14 protein-coding genes and 1 pseudogene are annotated in these 13248 nt (G+C 69.9%); 3 read left to right on the top strand and 12 right to left on the bottom strand.

Annotated features, from left to right (window positions below; all coding sequences use genetic code 11):
* The first annotated feature begins 8 nt into the window (after positions 1-8).
* The gene (locus EWH70_RS05840) at positions 9-995 is read left to right on the top strand and encodes a helix-turn-helix transcriptional regulator (RefSeq protein ID WP_130474176.1); all 987 of its coding nucleotides are present in this window, start codon (positions 9-11) and stop codon (positions 993-995) included.
* 50 nt (positions 996-1045) lie between these two features.
* On the opposite strand, the gene EWH70_RS05835 is transcribed toward EWH70_RS05840, so the two are convergent.
* From EWH70_RS05835 to EWH70_RS05825, 3 genes are read right to left on the bottom strand one after another with little or no spacing between them, the layout of a single operon-like run.
* The gene (locus EWH70_RS05835) at positions 1046-1486 is read right to left on the bottom strand and encodes a hypothetical protein (protein WP_130474175.1); all 441 of its coding nucleotides are present in this window, start codon (positions 1484-1486) and stop codon (positions 1046-1048) included.
* A gap of 53 nt (positions 1487-1539) precedes the next feature.
* Positions 1540-2457 (bottom strand): SDR family oxidoreductase, encoded by a 918-nt coding sequence (locus EWH70_RS05830; protein ID WP_130474174.1) that lies wholly within the window; start codon positions 2455-2457, stop codon positions 1540-1542.
* 53 nt (positions 2458-2510) lie between these two features.
* Positions 2511-3434, bottom strand: a complete 924-nt coding sequence (locus EWH70_RS05825) for a LysR family transcriptional regulator (protein ID WP_130474173.1) — start codon at positions 3432-3434, stop codon at positions 2511-2513.
* Positions 3435-3467: 33 nt separating this feature from the next.
* Here EWH70_RS05825 and EWH70_RS05820 point away from each other — a divergent pair, with 33 nt between their 5' ends.
* Together EWH70_RS05820 and EWH70_RS05815 are read left to right on the top strand one after the other, a co-directional pair.
* The gene (locus EWH70_RS05820; RefSeq protein WP_130474172.1) at positions 3468-3944 is read left to right on the top strand and encodes a hypothetical protein; all 477 of its coding nucleotides are present in this window, start codon (positions 3468-3470) and stop codon (positions 3942-3944) included.
* 70 nt (positions 3945-4014) lie between these two features.
* Positions 4015-5046 (top strand): EamA family transporter, encoded by a 1032-nt coding sequence (locus EWH70_RS05815; RefSeq protein ID WP_240686814.1) that lies wholly within the window; start codon positions 4015-4017, stop codon positions 5044-5046.
* Here the strand turns inward: EWH70_RS05815 and EWH70_RS05810 are convergent.
* The 9 genes and pseudogenes from EWH70_RS05810 to EWH70_RS05770 all read right to left on the bottom strand — a co-directional run.
* Positions 5037-5543: pseudogene (locus EWH70_RS05810) on the bottom strand (NAD(P)H-binding protein); the annotation flags it as partial. The gene EWH70_RS05815 and the pseudogene EWH70_RS05810 sit on opposite strands and share 10 nt — an antisense overlap.
* 106 nt (positions 5544-5649) lie before the next feature.
* Complete coding sequence (locus EWH70_RS05805) at positions 5650-6759, bottom strand: ABC transporter ATP-binding protein (RefSeq protein WP_130474170.1); 1110 nt, start codon at positions 6757-6759, stop codon at positions 5650-5652.
* On the bottom strand, positions 6756-7754 hold the full coding sequence (locus EWH70_RS05800; RefSeq protein WP_130474169.1) for an ABC transporter ATP-binding protein: 999 nt from the start codon (positions 7752-7754) through the stop codon (positions 6756-6758). The genes EWH70_RS05805 and EWH70_RS05800 overlap by 4 nt, the downstream gene beginning before the upstream one ends.
* Before the next feature lie 6 nt (positions 7755-7760).
* Complete coding sequence (locus EWH70_RS05795; RefSeq protein WP_130474168.1) at positions 7761-8690, bottom strand: ABC transporter permease; 930 nt, start codon at positions 8688-8690, stop codon at positions 7761-7763.
* Positions 8687-9691, bottom strand: coding sequence for an ABC transporter permease (locus tag EWH70_RS05790; RefSeq protein WP_130474167.1), 1005 nt, complete (start codon positions 9689-9691; stop codon positions 8687-8689). The genes EWH70_RS05795 and EWH70_RS05790 overlap by 4 nt, the downstream gene beginning before the upstream one ends.
* Before the next feature lie 88 nt (positions 9692-9779).
* Entirely contained in the window at positions 9780-11444 is a 1665-nt protein-coding gene (locus EWH70_RS05785) for an ABC transporter substrate-binding protein (RefSeq protein ID WP_130474166.1), read from the bottom strand.
* Positions 11445-11679: 235 nt separating this feature from the next.
* Positions 11680-12228, bottom strand: coding sequence for a uridine kinase family protein (locus EWH70_RS05780; RefSeq protein WP_240686813.1), 549 nt, complete (start codon positions 12226-12228; stop codon positions 11680-11682).
* Positions 12218-12814: a recombination mediator RecR gene (gene recR, locus EWH70_RS05775; protein ID WP_130474165.1), complete on the bottom strand. Its 597-nt coding sequence runs from the start codon at positions 12812-12814 to the stop codon at positions 12218-12220. The genes EWH70_RS05780 and recR overlap by 11 nt, the downstream gene beginning before the upstream one ends.
* An 18-nt stretch (positions 12815-12832) precedes the next feature.
* On the bottom strand, positions 12833-13189 hold the full coding sequence (locus EWH70_RS05770) for a YbaB/EbfC family nucleoid-associated protein (RefSeq protein ID WP_130474164.1): 357 nt from the start codon (positions 13187-13189) through the stop codon (positions 12833-12835).
* Positions 13190-13248 lie beyond the last annotated feature (59 nt).

The following is a 13248-nucleotide window of genomic DNA, read 5'->3' as shown; positions in this document are numbered from 1 at the left end:
TCGCCGGTGTGCGAGCGGAGAGGCTGGTAGCGCTGCTGTTCACCCTGCAGGGCAGGCGAGCGGCGACGGTGCCCGAGCTGGCCGAGGCGCTGGGCGTCTCGGAACGGACGATGCACCGCGACCTCGCCGCCCTGCGGGAGGCTGGCGTTCCACTGTGGACGGAGCCCGGCCGGCACGGTGGGGTGCGGCTGGTCGACGGCTGGAAGGCGCGGCTTGGCGGCCTCACCTCGCGGGAGGCCGTCGCCATCTTCGCGCTCGGCGTACCCGACGCGCTGGCCGCGCTGGGCCTGGGCACCGCCGTGTCGGCCGCGCACGCCAAGGTGTCGGCCAGCATGCCCGAGGGCCTGCGCGAGCAGGCCGAACACGTCGCGGGCCGGTTCCACCTGGACGCCTCGGGCTGGTTCCGGGGCGAGGACGAACCCGCCGAGCTGGCGACGGTAGCCCAGGCCGTGTGGGAGTCGCGCCGGCTGGAGATCGGCTACCAGCGCCGCGACGGCGTCGCGCGACGCCTGCTGGAGCCGCTCGGGCTCGTCCTCAAGGCCGGTGTCTGGTACCTCGTCGCCGGGGTCGACGGCAGCCCGCGCACCTACCGGGTGTCCCGGATCGTGTCGGCGACCGCGACCGACGAACGGTTCGAGCGGCCACCCGGTTTCAACCTCGCCGGCTGGTGGCGGGCCTCGTCGGCCGACTTCGAACGGCTGCCGCTGCCCACCCGGGTCACCGCCAGGTTGAGCGCGGCCGCGGTGCGGCACCTACGCCGGATCATCGGCCCGGAGGACATCGCCGACTCGCTGCTGCGGCTGGGCGAGCCGGACGCCGACGGGTGGGCCGAAGCGGACCTGGCGCTGGAACGCGAGGACATCGCGCTGGCCCAGCTGACCTCCCTCGGCGACGGCGTCGAGGTGCTCGAACCGGAGCACCTGCGGGCCGCCCTCGCCGAGGTCGGCGAACGAATGGCCAGCCGGAACGGTCGGGCCCGTCGGCGTCTGGACTGACGAGCCCAAAGCTTGCGCAGCAAGCGACGGCGAGGAGGGAAGACGCCGACTCAGGGGGCCCGACCACGCCCGAACGAAGAGAGGGCAGATGACTCTGCCCAGTCGACATAGCGACGGGTTGACGGCGCCCAGGCCAGCACGACCGCCGCCGCCGGCAGGCCGATCACCAGGGCCATGCCCAGCACCGAGCCCACGCTCCAGTTCGGCCAGTACAGGGCCGACACGACCAGCGACAGCACCGCGATGGCACCGCCGGTGGTCACGTTGCCGATTCCCGTCGGCCTGCCCCGCGCCAACGTGATCCCACCGGCGATCGAGAACACCACACAGAGGCTGTGGGCGATCAACACGACGACCACGATCGTCACGTCGGCGGCCCGCTCCAGCATGCCGATCTCGCGAAGAACGCCGAACAGCAGGAAGTAGGCGCCGACCAACATCGACGCCAGCGATGCCAGCACCACGGTGACGCGGCTCGGTTTCGTGTCCACGCAAGCAGTGTGGCCGCTGCCGGACAGGCCGGAGCCCGCCCGGCAGGAACCTGTCACCGGTAACCGGTGGCGTCGGCGGGCTTGCCCGCCTGCTCGACCTCCTCGATGTAACGCCACGCGTCCGGCCTGCTGCCGTCGAGGTCGTCGAACTCGTACACCTTCGCCAGCTGTCCGCTGCTCAGTGTCTGCCCCGTCCAGCGCGCCCGGTCCGGGTCGGCCGCCAGTGCCGCGATCGCCCTGCCGCTGAACGTCGGCGTCTCCGAGATGCAGAAGTGCGGCACCTCCTTCAGCGCGTCCCGCCAGGTCGCCTCGGTGACGCCGTAGTGGTCCAGCATCGCCTCCGACCGCAGCCAGCCCGGCGTGAACGCCACCGCCGTGCAGCCGTACGGCTCCAGCTCCGAGGCCTGCCCGATCGCCAGCAGGTGTCCCGACGCCTTCGCCAGGTAGTACGGCAGCGACGTCTGCTTGCGGAACTTCAGGTTGAACTCCGTCGTCCCGTCGGTCAGGTCCACCACGAGCCCGCCCTTCTCGCGGATCATCAGCGCCAGCATGTGGTGGCTGGTGATCAGGTGCGAGTTGACGCCCAGTTCGAGTAGCCGCAGGGTCTTGCCCAGGTCGTGCTCCCACAGCGGCTTGCCCCACTCGAGCTGGTAGTCGCCGCCCCACAGGCCGTTGACCAGGATGTCCAGCCTGCCCTGCTCCGCGTCGATCCGCTTCGCCAGCGCCGCCACCTGGTCGCTGTCCAGGTGGTCGACGCGGATCGCCGTGCCGGTGCCGCCCGCGGCCTCGATCAGCTCGACGGTCTCCTCGATGGTCTCCGGCCGGTTCACCTCGGACCGGTGCTCCCGCGTGGTCCGGCCGGTGACGTAGACGGTCGCCCCCGCGCGGCCAAGCTCCACCGCGATCGCCCGGCTCGCTCCCCGTGTGCCGCCCGCGACGAGTGCCACCCTGCCCCGCAGTTTCCCGCTCATCCGTACTCCGTTCGTGTCGTCGGTATCGACGTCCACGATCGGCGCGAACCCTGTCAGTTCATGGCATGGTTCGCGCCGGTGATCTCCGCCACCTCGTCCTGGAGCGCGCCGAGTACGGCCGCGACCGCGGGCCGCTGCCGCGCCCCCTTGCGCAGGACGACCTCGACCAGCCGCGCCGCCCGGATCCCGGCCAGCGGGCGCAGTGACAGCTTGCGGCCCCGCCGCGTGTCGGTGGCGTAGCGCGGCAGCAACGCGACGCCGTGCCCGGCGGCGACCAGCGCCTCGATGATGCGGAAGTCGTTGATCCGCTGCACCACCTCCGGCCGCACCCCGCTGCGGACGGCGGCCGAGCGCAGCACGTCGTCGACGGGGAAGCCGACGTCGACGCCGATCCAGCGTTCCCCGGCCAGTTCCGCGAGTCCGACACTGCGCGACCGCGCCAGCCGGTGGCCCTGCGGGAGCACGACGTCGATGGGCTCGCGCAGCAGCGGCACCACGTCCAGCCGGGCGGTGTCGAACGGTTCGGCGTGCTCGTCGCGGTGGGTGACCACGATGTCGAAGTCGGCGACCAGGCGCGAGGTGTCGTCCGGGACCATGTCGACGTCCCGCACCTCGATCCGCAGGTCGTCGAACGCGGCGACCCGGTGCAGCAGGCCGGGCAGGAGCAGCAGCCCCGCCGAGGGGAAGACGGCCAGCCGCACCACGCCGCGGGGCGTGCTGCGGTAGGTGTCCAGTTCGGACTCGGCGCGGTCCAGCGCGGCCAGCACCTCGTCGGCCCTGGCCACCAGTGCCCTGCCGGCGTCGGTGAGGCGCAGGCCGCGGCCGGCGGGCTCGGTGAGCGGCAGCCCGACCTCCGCCTGCAACGCCCGGATCTGCTGGGACACCGCCGACGGCGAGCAGTGCAGCGCCTGGGCGGCCGCCGTCACGCTGCCCCGGTCGGCGAACTCCCGAAGGGTGCGCAACCTGCCGATATCCACTCCGCGTGCCTCCTGATCTGCGACAATCCACCCGTGGTCATCGTCGTGCACCGCCCGCACTACGTCCGGGTCGATCCGCGCCTGGTCGCGCGGATCCGCGCGATGGCTGCCACCTGGGGCTGGGGCCTGCTGACCGCCGCGTTCCTGATCGGCGTGGCCGTTCCGGTCTGGGGCCTGCGCCTGCCGGCGGGCCAGGAAATCAGCGCCGTGCTGTGGATGGTGCCGGCGGGCGGCTCCGTGCTGGTCCTGCTGCTGTCCGGCGTGTGCCTGCTCGGGCTGCGGTCGACGGCGAAGGCGGACTGGGTCGAGACGACGCAGACCGGGCAGTTGCGGCGGATGCTGCTGGGCTGGTGGCTGGCGAGCATCGCCTTCAGCGGGTTCGCCTGCTTCGTGCTCATGGTCGACTATCCCCACCTCGGGACGGTGCTGTACACGTTGATGCTGGTCACCGTGTACGTCCTGACCGGCATCGCGTACTTCCGCGCCCGGAGCCTGCTCAAACAATTCTGAAGCACTGCTTCACGATCGTTGCAGATTTTCTCGCTGGACCTTCACAGTTGTCCAGAGGCACCGTGGGGGTATGTCCCCCCGTGATCGCCTCATCGCCGTGTTCGTCGCCGTCCTCTGGGGCTGCAACTTCCTGGCGATCCACGCGACGATCAGCCACTTCCCGCCGCTGCTGGCCACCGGCCTGCGCTGGCTGGTGCTGGCCGTCCCGACGTTGCTGTTCGTGCCGTGGCCGAAGGCCCGCCCGATCTGGCTCCTCGGCTACGGCCTCGGCTTCGGCACGCTGCAGTTCGTGTTCCTGTTCATCGGCATGGACGTGGGCATGCCGACCGGGCTCGCTTCGCTGATGCTGCAGGCCTCGGCACCGTTCACGGTCCTGCTCGGCGCGGCGCTGCTGCGTGAGCGGGTCAGCAGGCGGCAGCTCGCCGGCATCGTGGTGGCCGTCGCCGGGATGGCGGTGATCGCCTGGCAGCGGGCGGAGAACGCCGCGCTGCTGCCCGCCGTCCTGGTCCTGCTCGGTGCGCTGAGCTGGGCCTTCGGCAACCTCGCTTCCCGCAAGGCACTCGGGCCGGACAACCCGCACGGCGGCGACGTCAACCCGATCCACCTCATGCTGTGGATGTCGGTCGTGCCGCCGGTGCCGTCGTTCGCGCTGTCGCTCGCGGTGGAGGACACCGGCGAGATCGGCCGGTCGCTGGCGACCGTCGGCAGCACGGAGGGCCTGATCGCGCTCGGCGGGCTCGCCTACATCGCGCTGGCCGCCACCCTGCTCGGCACCGGGCTGTGGACGGCGCTCATGCGGCGCTACCCGGCCGGGGTGGTGGCGCCGTTCTCGCTGCTGGTGCCGGTCGTCGGCATGTCGACGGCGTTCGTCGTGCTGGGTGAGCGGCCGACCTGGATCGAGATCGGCGCCGGTGTCGTCGTGGTCGCCGGCGTGCTGCTGGGGTCGTACGCCCGCCGTCAGCCCGCCGTCGCCAGCGCGGTGGGGATGGGCACGTCGCCGGAGATCACGTCGAAGCCGCGGTTCTCGGTCAACGGCTCGTCCAGTGCCGCCACCAGCACGGCGGCGACGTCGCTGCGGGAGACCCGCCCCGGCTCGAGGTGACCGGACAGCTTCACGCGTCCGGTCGGGTGCTCGTCGGTGAGGGTGCCGGGCCGGATGATGGTCCAGATCAGGCTCGACTTGCGCAGCGCGTCGTCGGAGACCTGCTTGGCCAGCAGGATCGACCGGACCAGCCGGTCGCCCTGGTCCGGTGAGTCGGCGAACTGCGCCGACAGCTGGAGGTAGCGGGCCACGCCGGCCCGCTCGGCAGCGTGGACGGCGGCGATCGCGCCGTCGCGATCGACCATGTTCACCGCGGCCGGGTCGGGGTCGGCAGCCCCGGCGACGTTGATGACCACGTCCGAGCCGAGGAACGTGTCGACCAGCACGGCCGGGTCCGACGCGAGGTCGGCGACGACGGGTTCGGCGCCGAGACGGACGACCTCGGTGCCGCGGCCGCGGCTGCGGACACCGGCCCGCACGCGGTGGCCGTGCCGGCACAGCAGCCGGACGAGGTGGATGCCGGTACGACCGCTGGACCCCAACACCGTGACCTGCATGACTAGCTAGTTTGCCAGCTTTCCCGCCGTACTTCTCGCCGAAAGCGCATGAAGGCCACCTTCATACCGCGAGACGGGATGAAGGTGGCCTTCATGCGCTTCGGAGCTAACTCTCCATGGCCTCCACGACCGAGGCGACGTGCGGGACGTCCGGGTTCAGCGCACCGGTCTCGACCAGCTCCGGCTTCACCTCGTGCGGCTTGATCTTGCCGTCGCGGATGTCCTCCGCCCAGTGGCAGGCGACGCGCTGCCCCGGCGCGGCGCCCTCGACCTCCCGCAACGCCGGACGTTCGGTGTCGCAGCGGGTCTCCTGCTTCCACGGGCACCGGGTGTGGAACCGGCAACCGTTCGGCGGGTTGGCTGGCGACGGCAGGTCGCCGGCGAGCAGGATCTGCTCCCGGCTGTCCTCGACGACCGGGTCCGGTACCGGGATCGCCGACAGCAGCGCCTTGGTGTACGGGTGCAGCGGCTGCTCGTACAGCGCGTCCGAGTCGGCCTCCTCCACCAGCGAACCCAGGTACATCACGCCGATGCGGTCGGAGATGTGCCGCACCACCGCGAGGTCGTGCGCGATCACCAGGTAGGTCAGGCCCAGGTTGTCCTGCAGTTCCTCCAGCAGGTTGACCACCTGCGCCTGCACCGACACGTCCAGCGCCGACACCGGCTCGTCGGCCACGATCAGGTCCGGCTCGACGGCCAGCGCCCGCGCGATGCCGATGCGCTGCCGCTGCCCGCCGGAGAACTCGTGCGGGTACTTGCGCAGCGAACTCTCCGGGAGACCGACGGCCGCGAGCAGCTCACGCAGCCGCTTGGCGGTCGACTCCTTGTCCTTGTCCAGGCCGTGTGCCCGCATGCCCTCGACCAGGATGGACTCCACCGACTGCCGCGGGTCCAAACTGGACAGTGGATCCTGGAAGATCATCTGCATGCGGCGGCGTGCCTTGCGCAGGGTCTCGCCCTTGAGCTTGGCGACGTCGGTGCCGTCGAAGACGACCGAGCCGGACGTGGGCTCGGTCAGCCGCAGCATGGCCCGGCCCAGCGTCGACTTGCCGCAGCCGGACTCGCCGACCAGGCCGTAGGTCTCGCCCTTGTGAATGGTCAGGTCGACGCCGTCGACCGCGTACACATGCCCGATCGTGCGGTCGAACACGACACCGTGCTTGATCGGGAAGTGGACCTTGAGATCGGAGATCTCGACCAGAACCTCGTCGCTCATCGCGCTCCCTCCCCGGCCGTGGCAGCTGCCGGCAGCACCGGGTTGTGGCAGCGCAGCAGCCCGCCGCGGTCCTCCTCCAGGCTCGGGGTCACCGAGACGCAGGTGTCGATCTTGTTGGGGCAGCGGGGCGCGAACGCGCACCCCGAGTCCCACGGGATGTTGTCGGCGACCGATCCCCTGATCGGCACCAGCTTCTCCCCGCGCCCGGCGTCCAGCCGCGGGATCGAGGCCAGCAGGCCGTGGGTATACGGGTGCCGCGGCTCGGCGAACAACGCGTGCCGCTGCGCCCGCTCCACGATCCGGCCGCCGTAGAGCACGTTGACCTCGTCGCACAGGCCGGCCACCACACCCAGGTCGTGGGTGATCATGATCAGCGCGGTGTCGGTGTCGCGCACCAGTTCCTGCAGCAGCGCCAGGATCTGCGCCTGGATGGTGACGTCCAGTGCCGTCGTCGGCTCGTCGGCGATGAGCAGCCGCGGCCGGCAGGCCAGCGCGATGGCGATCAGCGCGCGCTGACGCATCCCGCCGGACAGCTGGTGCGGGTACTCCGACAGCCGCCGGTTCGGGTCCGGGATGCCGACCTTGTCCAGCAGCTCGGCCGCGTCGACCATGGCCTTCTTTCGGGCCATGCCGCGGTGCCGTTCCAGCACCTCGGTGACCTGCAGGCCGATCGGGATGACCGGGTTCAGCGACGACAGCGGGTCCTGGAAGACCATGCCGAGGTCGCGGCCCCTGCGGTCGCGCATCTGGCTGTCCGAAAGGGACAGCAGCTCGGTCCCCTCGAACTTCACCGAGCCGGTGACCTTGTTGCCCCGCTTGGCGAGCAGCCGCATGATCGCCAGCGAGGTCACCGACTTGCCGCAGCCGGACTCGCCGACCAGCCCGACCGTCTGGCCGGGCTCGACGTCGAAGCTCATGCCGTCCACCGCGGTGAACGGCCGCTCTCCCTTGCGCTGGAACACGACCTTCAGGTCGCGTACCTCGAGCAGAGCCATGTCAGTTCACCTCCGGTTCTTGGGGTCGAGAGCTTCCCGCATGGACTCACCGAGCAGGGTGAAGCCCAGCGCGACGATGATGATCGCGATGGCCGGGTAGAACGCCAGCTCCGGACGGATGTCCAGGAACTGCTTGGCGGCCTTGCCCAGCATCAGACCCCATTCCGCGCGGCTGGGGTCCGGGTCGCCGAGGCCGAGGAACGACAGCGCGGCCGCCTCGATGATCGACGTCGCCAGGGTCAGCGTCGCCTGCACGATCACCGGGCCGAGCGAGTTGGGCAGCATGTGCCGCAGCACGATCGTGTGCCGCTTGACGCCGAGCGATGTCGCCGCGAGCACGTGGTCGCTGCCCCGTTGCGCGAGCATGGTTCCACGCAGCAGCCGGGCGAAGATCGGGACGCTGACCATCGCGACCGCGATGATGACCGTCCACTGGTTCGGCTTGGCGGCCAGCGCCGCGACCGAGATCGCCAGCAGCAGGCTGGGGATCGACAGCATGACGTCGACCAGGCGCATCAGCACCGTGTCGACCCAGCCGCCGAACGCACCGGCCAGACCGCCGATCACCATGCCGATGGCCAGGCCGATCAGCGTCGCCATGACACCGACCAGCAGCGTCTGCTGGGCACCGACGAGCAGCCGGGACAGCAGGTCCCTGCCGAAGTCGTCGACGCCGAGCGGGAAACCGTCCCGCGGGCCGGGGATGATCCCGCTGCCCAGCACGACCTCGCCCTGCAGGTAACGCTCGTACGGGTCCTTCGGCGCCAGCAGCGGCGCGAAGATCGCCAGCAGCAGGAACAGGCCGGTGATCACCGCGCCGACGATCGCCACCGGGCTGCGGGCCATCCGGCGGATCGCCTGCTGGGCGAGGCTGTGCCCGGCCGAGGCAGCGAGCTCGTCGACCTTGTCCTTCTTGCGGGTGAGCAGGTTGGTCATCGCGCACGCACCCTCGGGTCGATGATGCCGTAGGAGATGTCCACCAGCATGTTCACCAGCACGTAGACGACCGCGCCGAGCAGGATCAGCGCCTGCAGCCGCGGGTAGTCCCTGCGCTCGATGCCCTCGGCCAGCAGCGAACCCAGGCCGTTGATGTTGAACACCCGCTCGGTCAGCACGGCACCGCCGAGCAGCAGACCGGTCTGCAGGCCGACGGTGGTGGCCACCGGCAGCAACGCGTTACGCAGCACGTGCCGCCTGCGGATGACCGGTGCACCGAGACCCTTCGACTGGGCGGTGCGGATGAAGTCCTCGTTCATCACGTCGAGCACGGAGGCCCTGGTGATGCGGACGATCACCGCGAACGGGATGGTCGCCAGCGCCGCCGCGGGCAGCGCGAGGTGGACCAGCGCGTCCCAGGACGCGTCCCATTCCTGCGTGAGGATGCCGTCGAGCACGGCGAACCCGGTGACGTCGGTGGCGCCGATCAGCGTGTCCTGGCGACCGCCGACCGGGAAGATGCCCAGCTTCTGCGAGAACACGAACTGGAGCAGGTAACCGAGGAAGAACACCGGAACCGCGACGCCGACCAGGGTGGTCATGATCGTCGCGTTGTCGAGGAAGCCGCCGCGGAACCGGGCCGCGACGTAGCCGAGCGGGATACCGAACCCGACGGCGAGGATCAGTGCCGCCACCGACAGCTCGATGGTGGCCGGCAACGCGTAGCCGATCTCGGACAGCACCGGCTGCGTGGAGATCAGCGAGTTGCCGAAGTCGCCGGTGAGAACCCGGCCGAGGAACTTGAAGTACTGGATGAAGATCGGCTGGTCGAGCCCCATCAGCGCGTTGAGCTCGGCGACCCTCTCCGGAGTGGCCTTGTCGCCCAGCATGGCCCCGGCGGGACCGCCGGGAAGCGAACGCAGCCAGGCGAACACGAGGATGGACAGGATTATCAGCGTCGGAATCGCCTGCAGCAGCCGACGCACTATGAATCGGAGCATGTGACTTTCTCTTCAGTAGCCCTGGGTGGCGGGCCGAAGGGCGGGACGCTCGTGGCGTCCCGCCCTCGGTCGGCTATCCGTTCCAGAGTTATCCCATGCTCACCGAGAAGAACCGCTCGTCGGTCAGCGGACTGGCGACCATGCCCTGCACCTTCGGACCCACGACCAGTGCCGGGGTCGGGTAGGCGATCGGAATGGCGGGCAGGTAGTCCATGATCTGCTTGTTGACCTGCTGGTAAGCCGTCTTCTGCGCCGCCTTGTCGACGGTGCCGTCGGCCTGGGACAGCGCGTTGAACAGCTCGGGGTTGTTGAAGCCGAACTCCGGCTTCTCCCTGCCGAAGAACGTGCCCACGAAGTTGCCGGCGTCGTTGTAGTCACCGGTCCAGCCGAGCAGGTGCAGGTCCTGCTTGCCGTGCTTCTGGACGTCGTCCTTGTAGCCACCGTTCCACGGCTTGGCGATCGGCTCGATCTTGATGCCGATGGCCTTCAGGTCCTCGGAGATCGCGGTGAACGTGTCGGCCGGGTTGGGCATGTACGGCCGGGTGATCTCGGTCGGGTAGTAGAACTTCAGCGTCAGGCCCTCGGCGCCGGCCTCACGCAGCAGCTGCTTGGCGCGCTCCGGGTCGTACGGGATCGCCTGGAGCTGGTCGTTGTAGCCGGAGATCGCCTTCGGCACGAACTGGGTCGCCACCTCGGAGCCCTCGGCCAGCTTGCTGCGGACGAACTGCTCACGGTTGATGCCGTAGGCCAGCGCCTGGCGGACCTTCACGTCCTGCAGCTTCGGGTTCCCCTTCTGGTTGATGCCCAGGTAGAGGATGTTGAACGACGGCCGGATCAGCACGTTCTGACCCTGGCCGCGCAGCAGCTGGTAGTCGGCGGGTGCCGGGTAGTCGAAGCCCTGGATGTCACCGGACGCCAGCGCCTGCTTGCGGCCGTTCTCGTCCTTGATGACCTTGAAGATGATCTTCTCGAGCTTCGGCTTGGTCCAGTGGCCCTCGTTGCGGACCAGCGTGACCTCGCCCTTGCCCTGGTCCCAGCCCTCGAACTTGAACGGGCCGGTGCCGGTCGGGTGCAGGTTCGCGTAGTCGTTGTAGGCGAACGAGTCACCGGTCTGCGTGACCTGGTCGGCGTTGTACTTCTTCAGCGCCTCGGGGCTGGACATCGAAAGCGACGGCAGCGTGAACGCGGCGGGGAAGGCGCCCTTGGCCTTGTTCAGGTTCAGCACGGCGGTGTGCTCGTCCTTGGCCTGGCAGTCCTTGTACACCGGCTCGCCGGTGGCGTCGCCCTCGTTCTTGGCGAAGCCCTCGAAGACGTCGCCGTAGTAGATCATCTGGCTCTGGGCGGCCTTGCCCTTCATGTTGAACCAGCGATCGAAGTTGAAGCAGACGGCCGCGGCGTTGAACGGGGTGCCGTCGTGGAACGTGACGCCCTTACGCAGGCTGAACGTCCAGGTCTTGCCCTCGTTGCTGGGCTCCCACTTCTCGGCGAGGGACGGCTCCAGCTCGGCGGTGCCAGGCTTGTTCTGGATCAGGGTGTCGTACATCTGCCGTACGATCCGGAACGTCTCGCCTTCGTCGTTGAAGATCGGGTCGAACATCTTCGGGTTGCCCGCGGCTCCGAAGATGAACGTGCCCGTGTTGCCGCTGCCCGCGTCGCGCTGGGACTCGGCGCAGGCGGTCACTGAGAGCGCGAGCGCGCCGGCGAGCCCGATCAGGGCCACGCGGCGCGTTCGAGCCACCCGTGTGTGGAGCATGTTGGCACCCCTTGGGACATGTTCGACAGGACCGCCCGGAGCCTCACCCGGCCGGGCGGTGCGTTGTGGTGGCCGACACTAGTCGGTTATCGGGCGCTCACTTAAGCACGCGAGGTTACGATCGCGCTACGTGCATGGGGACCTGACCTCGTACAGTCCGCGAACAACGACGGAAAGTGGCGATTTCAGCCCACTTTGCTGCTCTCGGACCAGTACCACTGGTCCTTTCGCGCGATCACCCTGCGTTGTCGGCTGCCGCCGCGGTGCCGTCCACGGCGAACCACCCGCGTTCGAATTCCTGCCATGCGGACAGGTGCGCGCGGGAGTCCTCGCCGTCCCGCGCGACGGCGCGTTCCAGCCGCTGCGGTGCGTCCGGCCCGGCGATCCAGTGCAGGTAGGTCAGCACCGGGCGGACCGACGTCCGGCCGGCCGACACGCCCTCCAGGACCAGCACCTCGGGCACGTCGACGTCCACGAACAGACCAGGACGCGGCGTGCCACCGGCCCACTCGGTACGGCGGTAGCGACCGGGTAGCCCTTTCGCCAGCGGGGTGAGGACGCCGTCGGCCAGCCGTGGCCACCAGGCCACCGGGTCGTCCCAGGTGGCGAAGTCGTCCGTGCTGACCAGCGCGGTGCGCACGCCACGGGCCCGCAGCACCTCGGTCACCTCGGCCGCGAGGCAGGACTTGCCCGCGCCGGACGGCCCGTCGATGGCCAGCACCCGGACGTCCCCCAGCCGTGGCGGCCCGGCGAGCACGGCGTCGGCCAGGTGCTCAGAGCGCACGGCGACCGGACAGCGCACGGCCCAGGGTGAGTTCGTCGGCGAACTCCAGGTCACCGCCCATCGGCAGCCCGGACGCCAGCCGCGTCACCGTGAGGCCGGGGAAGTCCCGCAGCATGCGCACCAGGTAGGTCGCTGTCGCCTCGCCCTCGGTGTTCGGGTCGGTGGCGATGATGACCTCGGTGACCTCCTCGCCGCCGATCCGGCCCAGCAGCTCGCGGATGCGAAGCTGGTCGGGACCGATGCCGGACAACGGGTCCAGCGCGCCGCCGAGCACGTGGTAGCGGCCCTTGAACTCCCGGGTGCGCTCGACCGCCAGTACGTCCTTGGGCTCCTCGACCACGCAGATCTGCGCCTTGTCACGCCGTTCGTCCCGGCAGATGCGGCAGTTGACCTGCTCGGACACGTTCCCGCAGACCTCGCAGAACTGCACGCCCTCCTTGACCTTGCCCAGCACCTCCTGCAGCCGTCCCACGTCGGCGGGATCGGCCGCGAGAAGGTGGAAGGCGATGCGCTGGGCGCTCTTGGGGCCGACGCCGGGCAGCCTGCCCAGCTCGTCGATGAGGTCCTGGACTACGCCTTCGTACAACTCAGTGCCTCAGTGCCTTCACTGCCCCGGGAGACCGGGGAGGCCCAGGCCACCGAGGTCCGGCATGCCGCCGCCGGCCAGCGGGCCCAGCTTCTCCTCGGTGAGCTTCTGCGCGCTGGCCGTGGCGTCGCGCACGGCGGCGACGATCAGGTCGGCGAGCGTCTCGGTGTCCTCGGGGTCGACCACCTTCGGGTCGATCTGCAGGCCCTTCAGCTCCATGCCGCCGGTGACGGTCGCGGTCACCAGGCCACCGCCCGCCGTGCCGGTCACCTCGGCCTTGGCCAGCTCGTCCTGGGCGTTGACCAGCTGTTCCTGCATCTTCTGCGCCTGCTGCAGGATCTGCTGCATGTCGAAGCCGCCGCCGGGTTGCACCATGATTCGAAGTCCGATCCGTTGACTCGCGTAACTGCCTGGCTCCAGCGTAGCCGTGTGGC

Source organism: Amycolatopsis suaedae (genome assembly GCF_004214935.1).
GTDB classification, from domain to species: Bacteria; Actinomycetota; Actinomycetes; order Mycobacteriales; family Pseudonocardiaceae; genus Amycolatopsis; species Amycolatopsis suaedae.
The sequence above is the reverse complement of the archived record's forward strand: the minus strand, read 5'-3'. Positions and strand labels throughout refer to the sequence as shown.

Excerpts from the sequence above, each read along its gene's own strand:
- EWH70_RS05785 (WP_130474166.1), bottom strand. The coding sequence starts at position 11,444 with ATGCTCCACACACGGGTGGCTCGAACGCGCCGCGTGGCCCTGATCGGG.
- EWH70_RS05770 (WP_130474164.1), bottom strand. The coding sequence starts at position 13,189 with ATGGTGCAACCCGGCGGCGGCTTCGACATGCAGCAGATCCTGCAGCAG.
- EWH70_RS05830 (WP_130474174.1), bottom strand. The coding sequence starts at position 2,457 with ATGAGCGGGAAACTGCGGGGCAGGGTGGCACTCGTCGCGGGCGGCACA.
- EWH70_RS05795 (WP_130474168.1), bottom strand. The coding sequence starts at position 8,690 with ATGACCAACCTGCTCACCCGCAAGAAGGACAAGGTCGACGAGCTCGCT.
- EWH70_RS05815 (WP_240686814.1), top strand. The coding sequence starts at position 4,015 with ATGTCCCCCCGTGATCGCCTCATCGCCGTGTTCGTCGCCGTCCTCTGG.
- EWH70_RS05800 (WP_130474169.1), bottom strand. The coding sequence starts at position 7,754 with ATGGCTCTGCTCGAGGTACGCGACCTGAAGGTCGTGTTCCAGCGCAAG.
- EWH70_RS05805 (WP_130474170.1), bottom strand. The coding sequence starts at position 6,759 with ATGAGCGACGAGGTTCTGGTCGAGATCTCCGATCTCAAGGTCCACTTC.
- EWH70_RS05790 (WP_130474167.1), bottom strand. The coding sequence starts at position 9,691 with ATGCTCCGATTCATAGTGCGTCGGCTGCTGCAGGCGATTCCGACGCTG.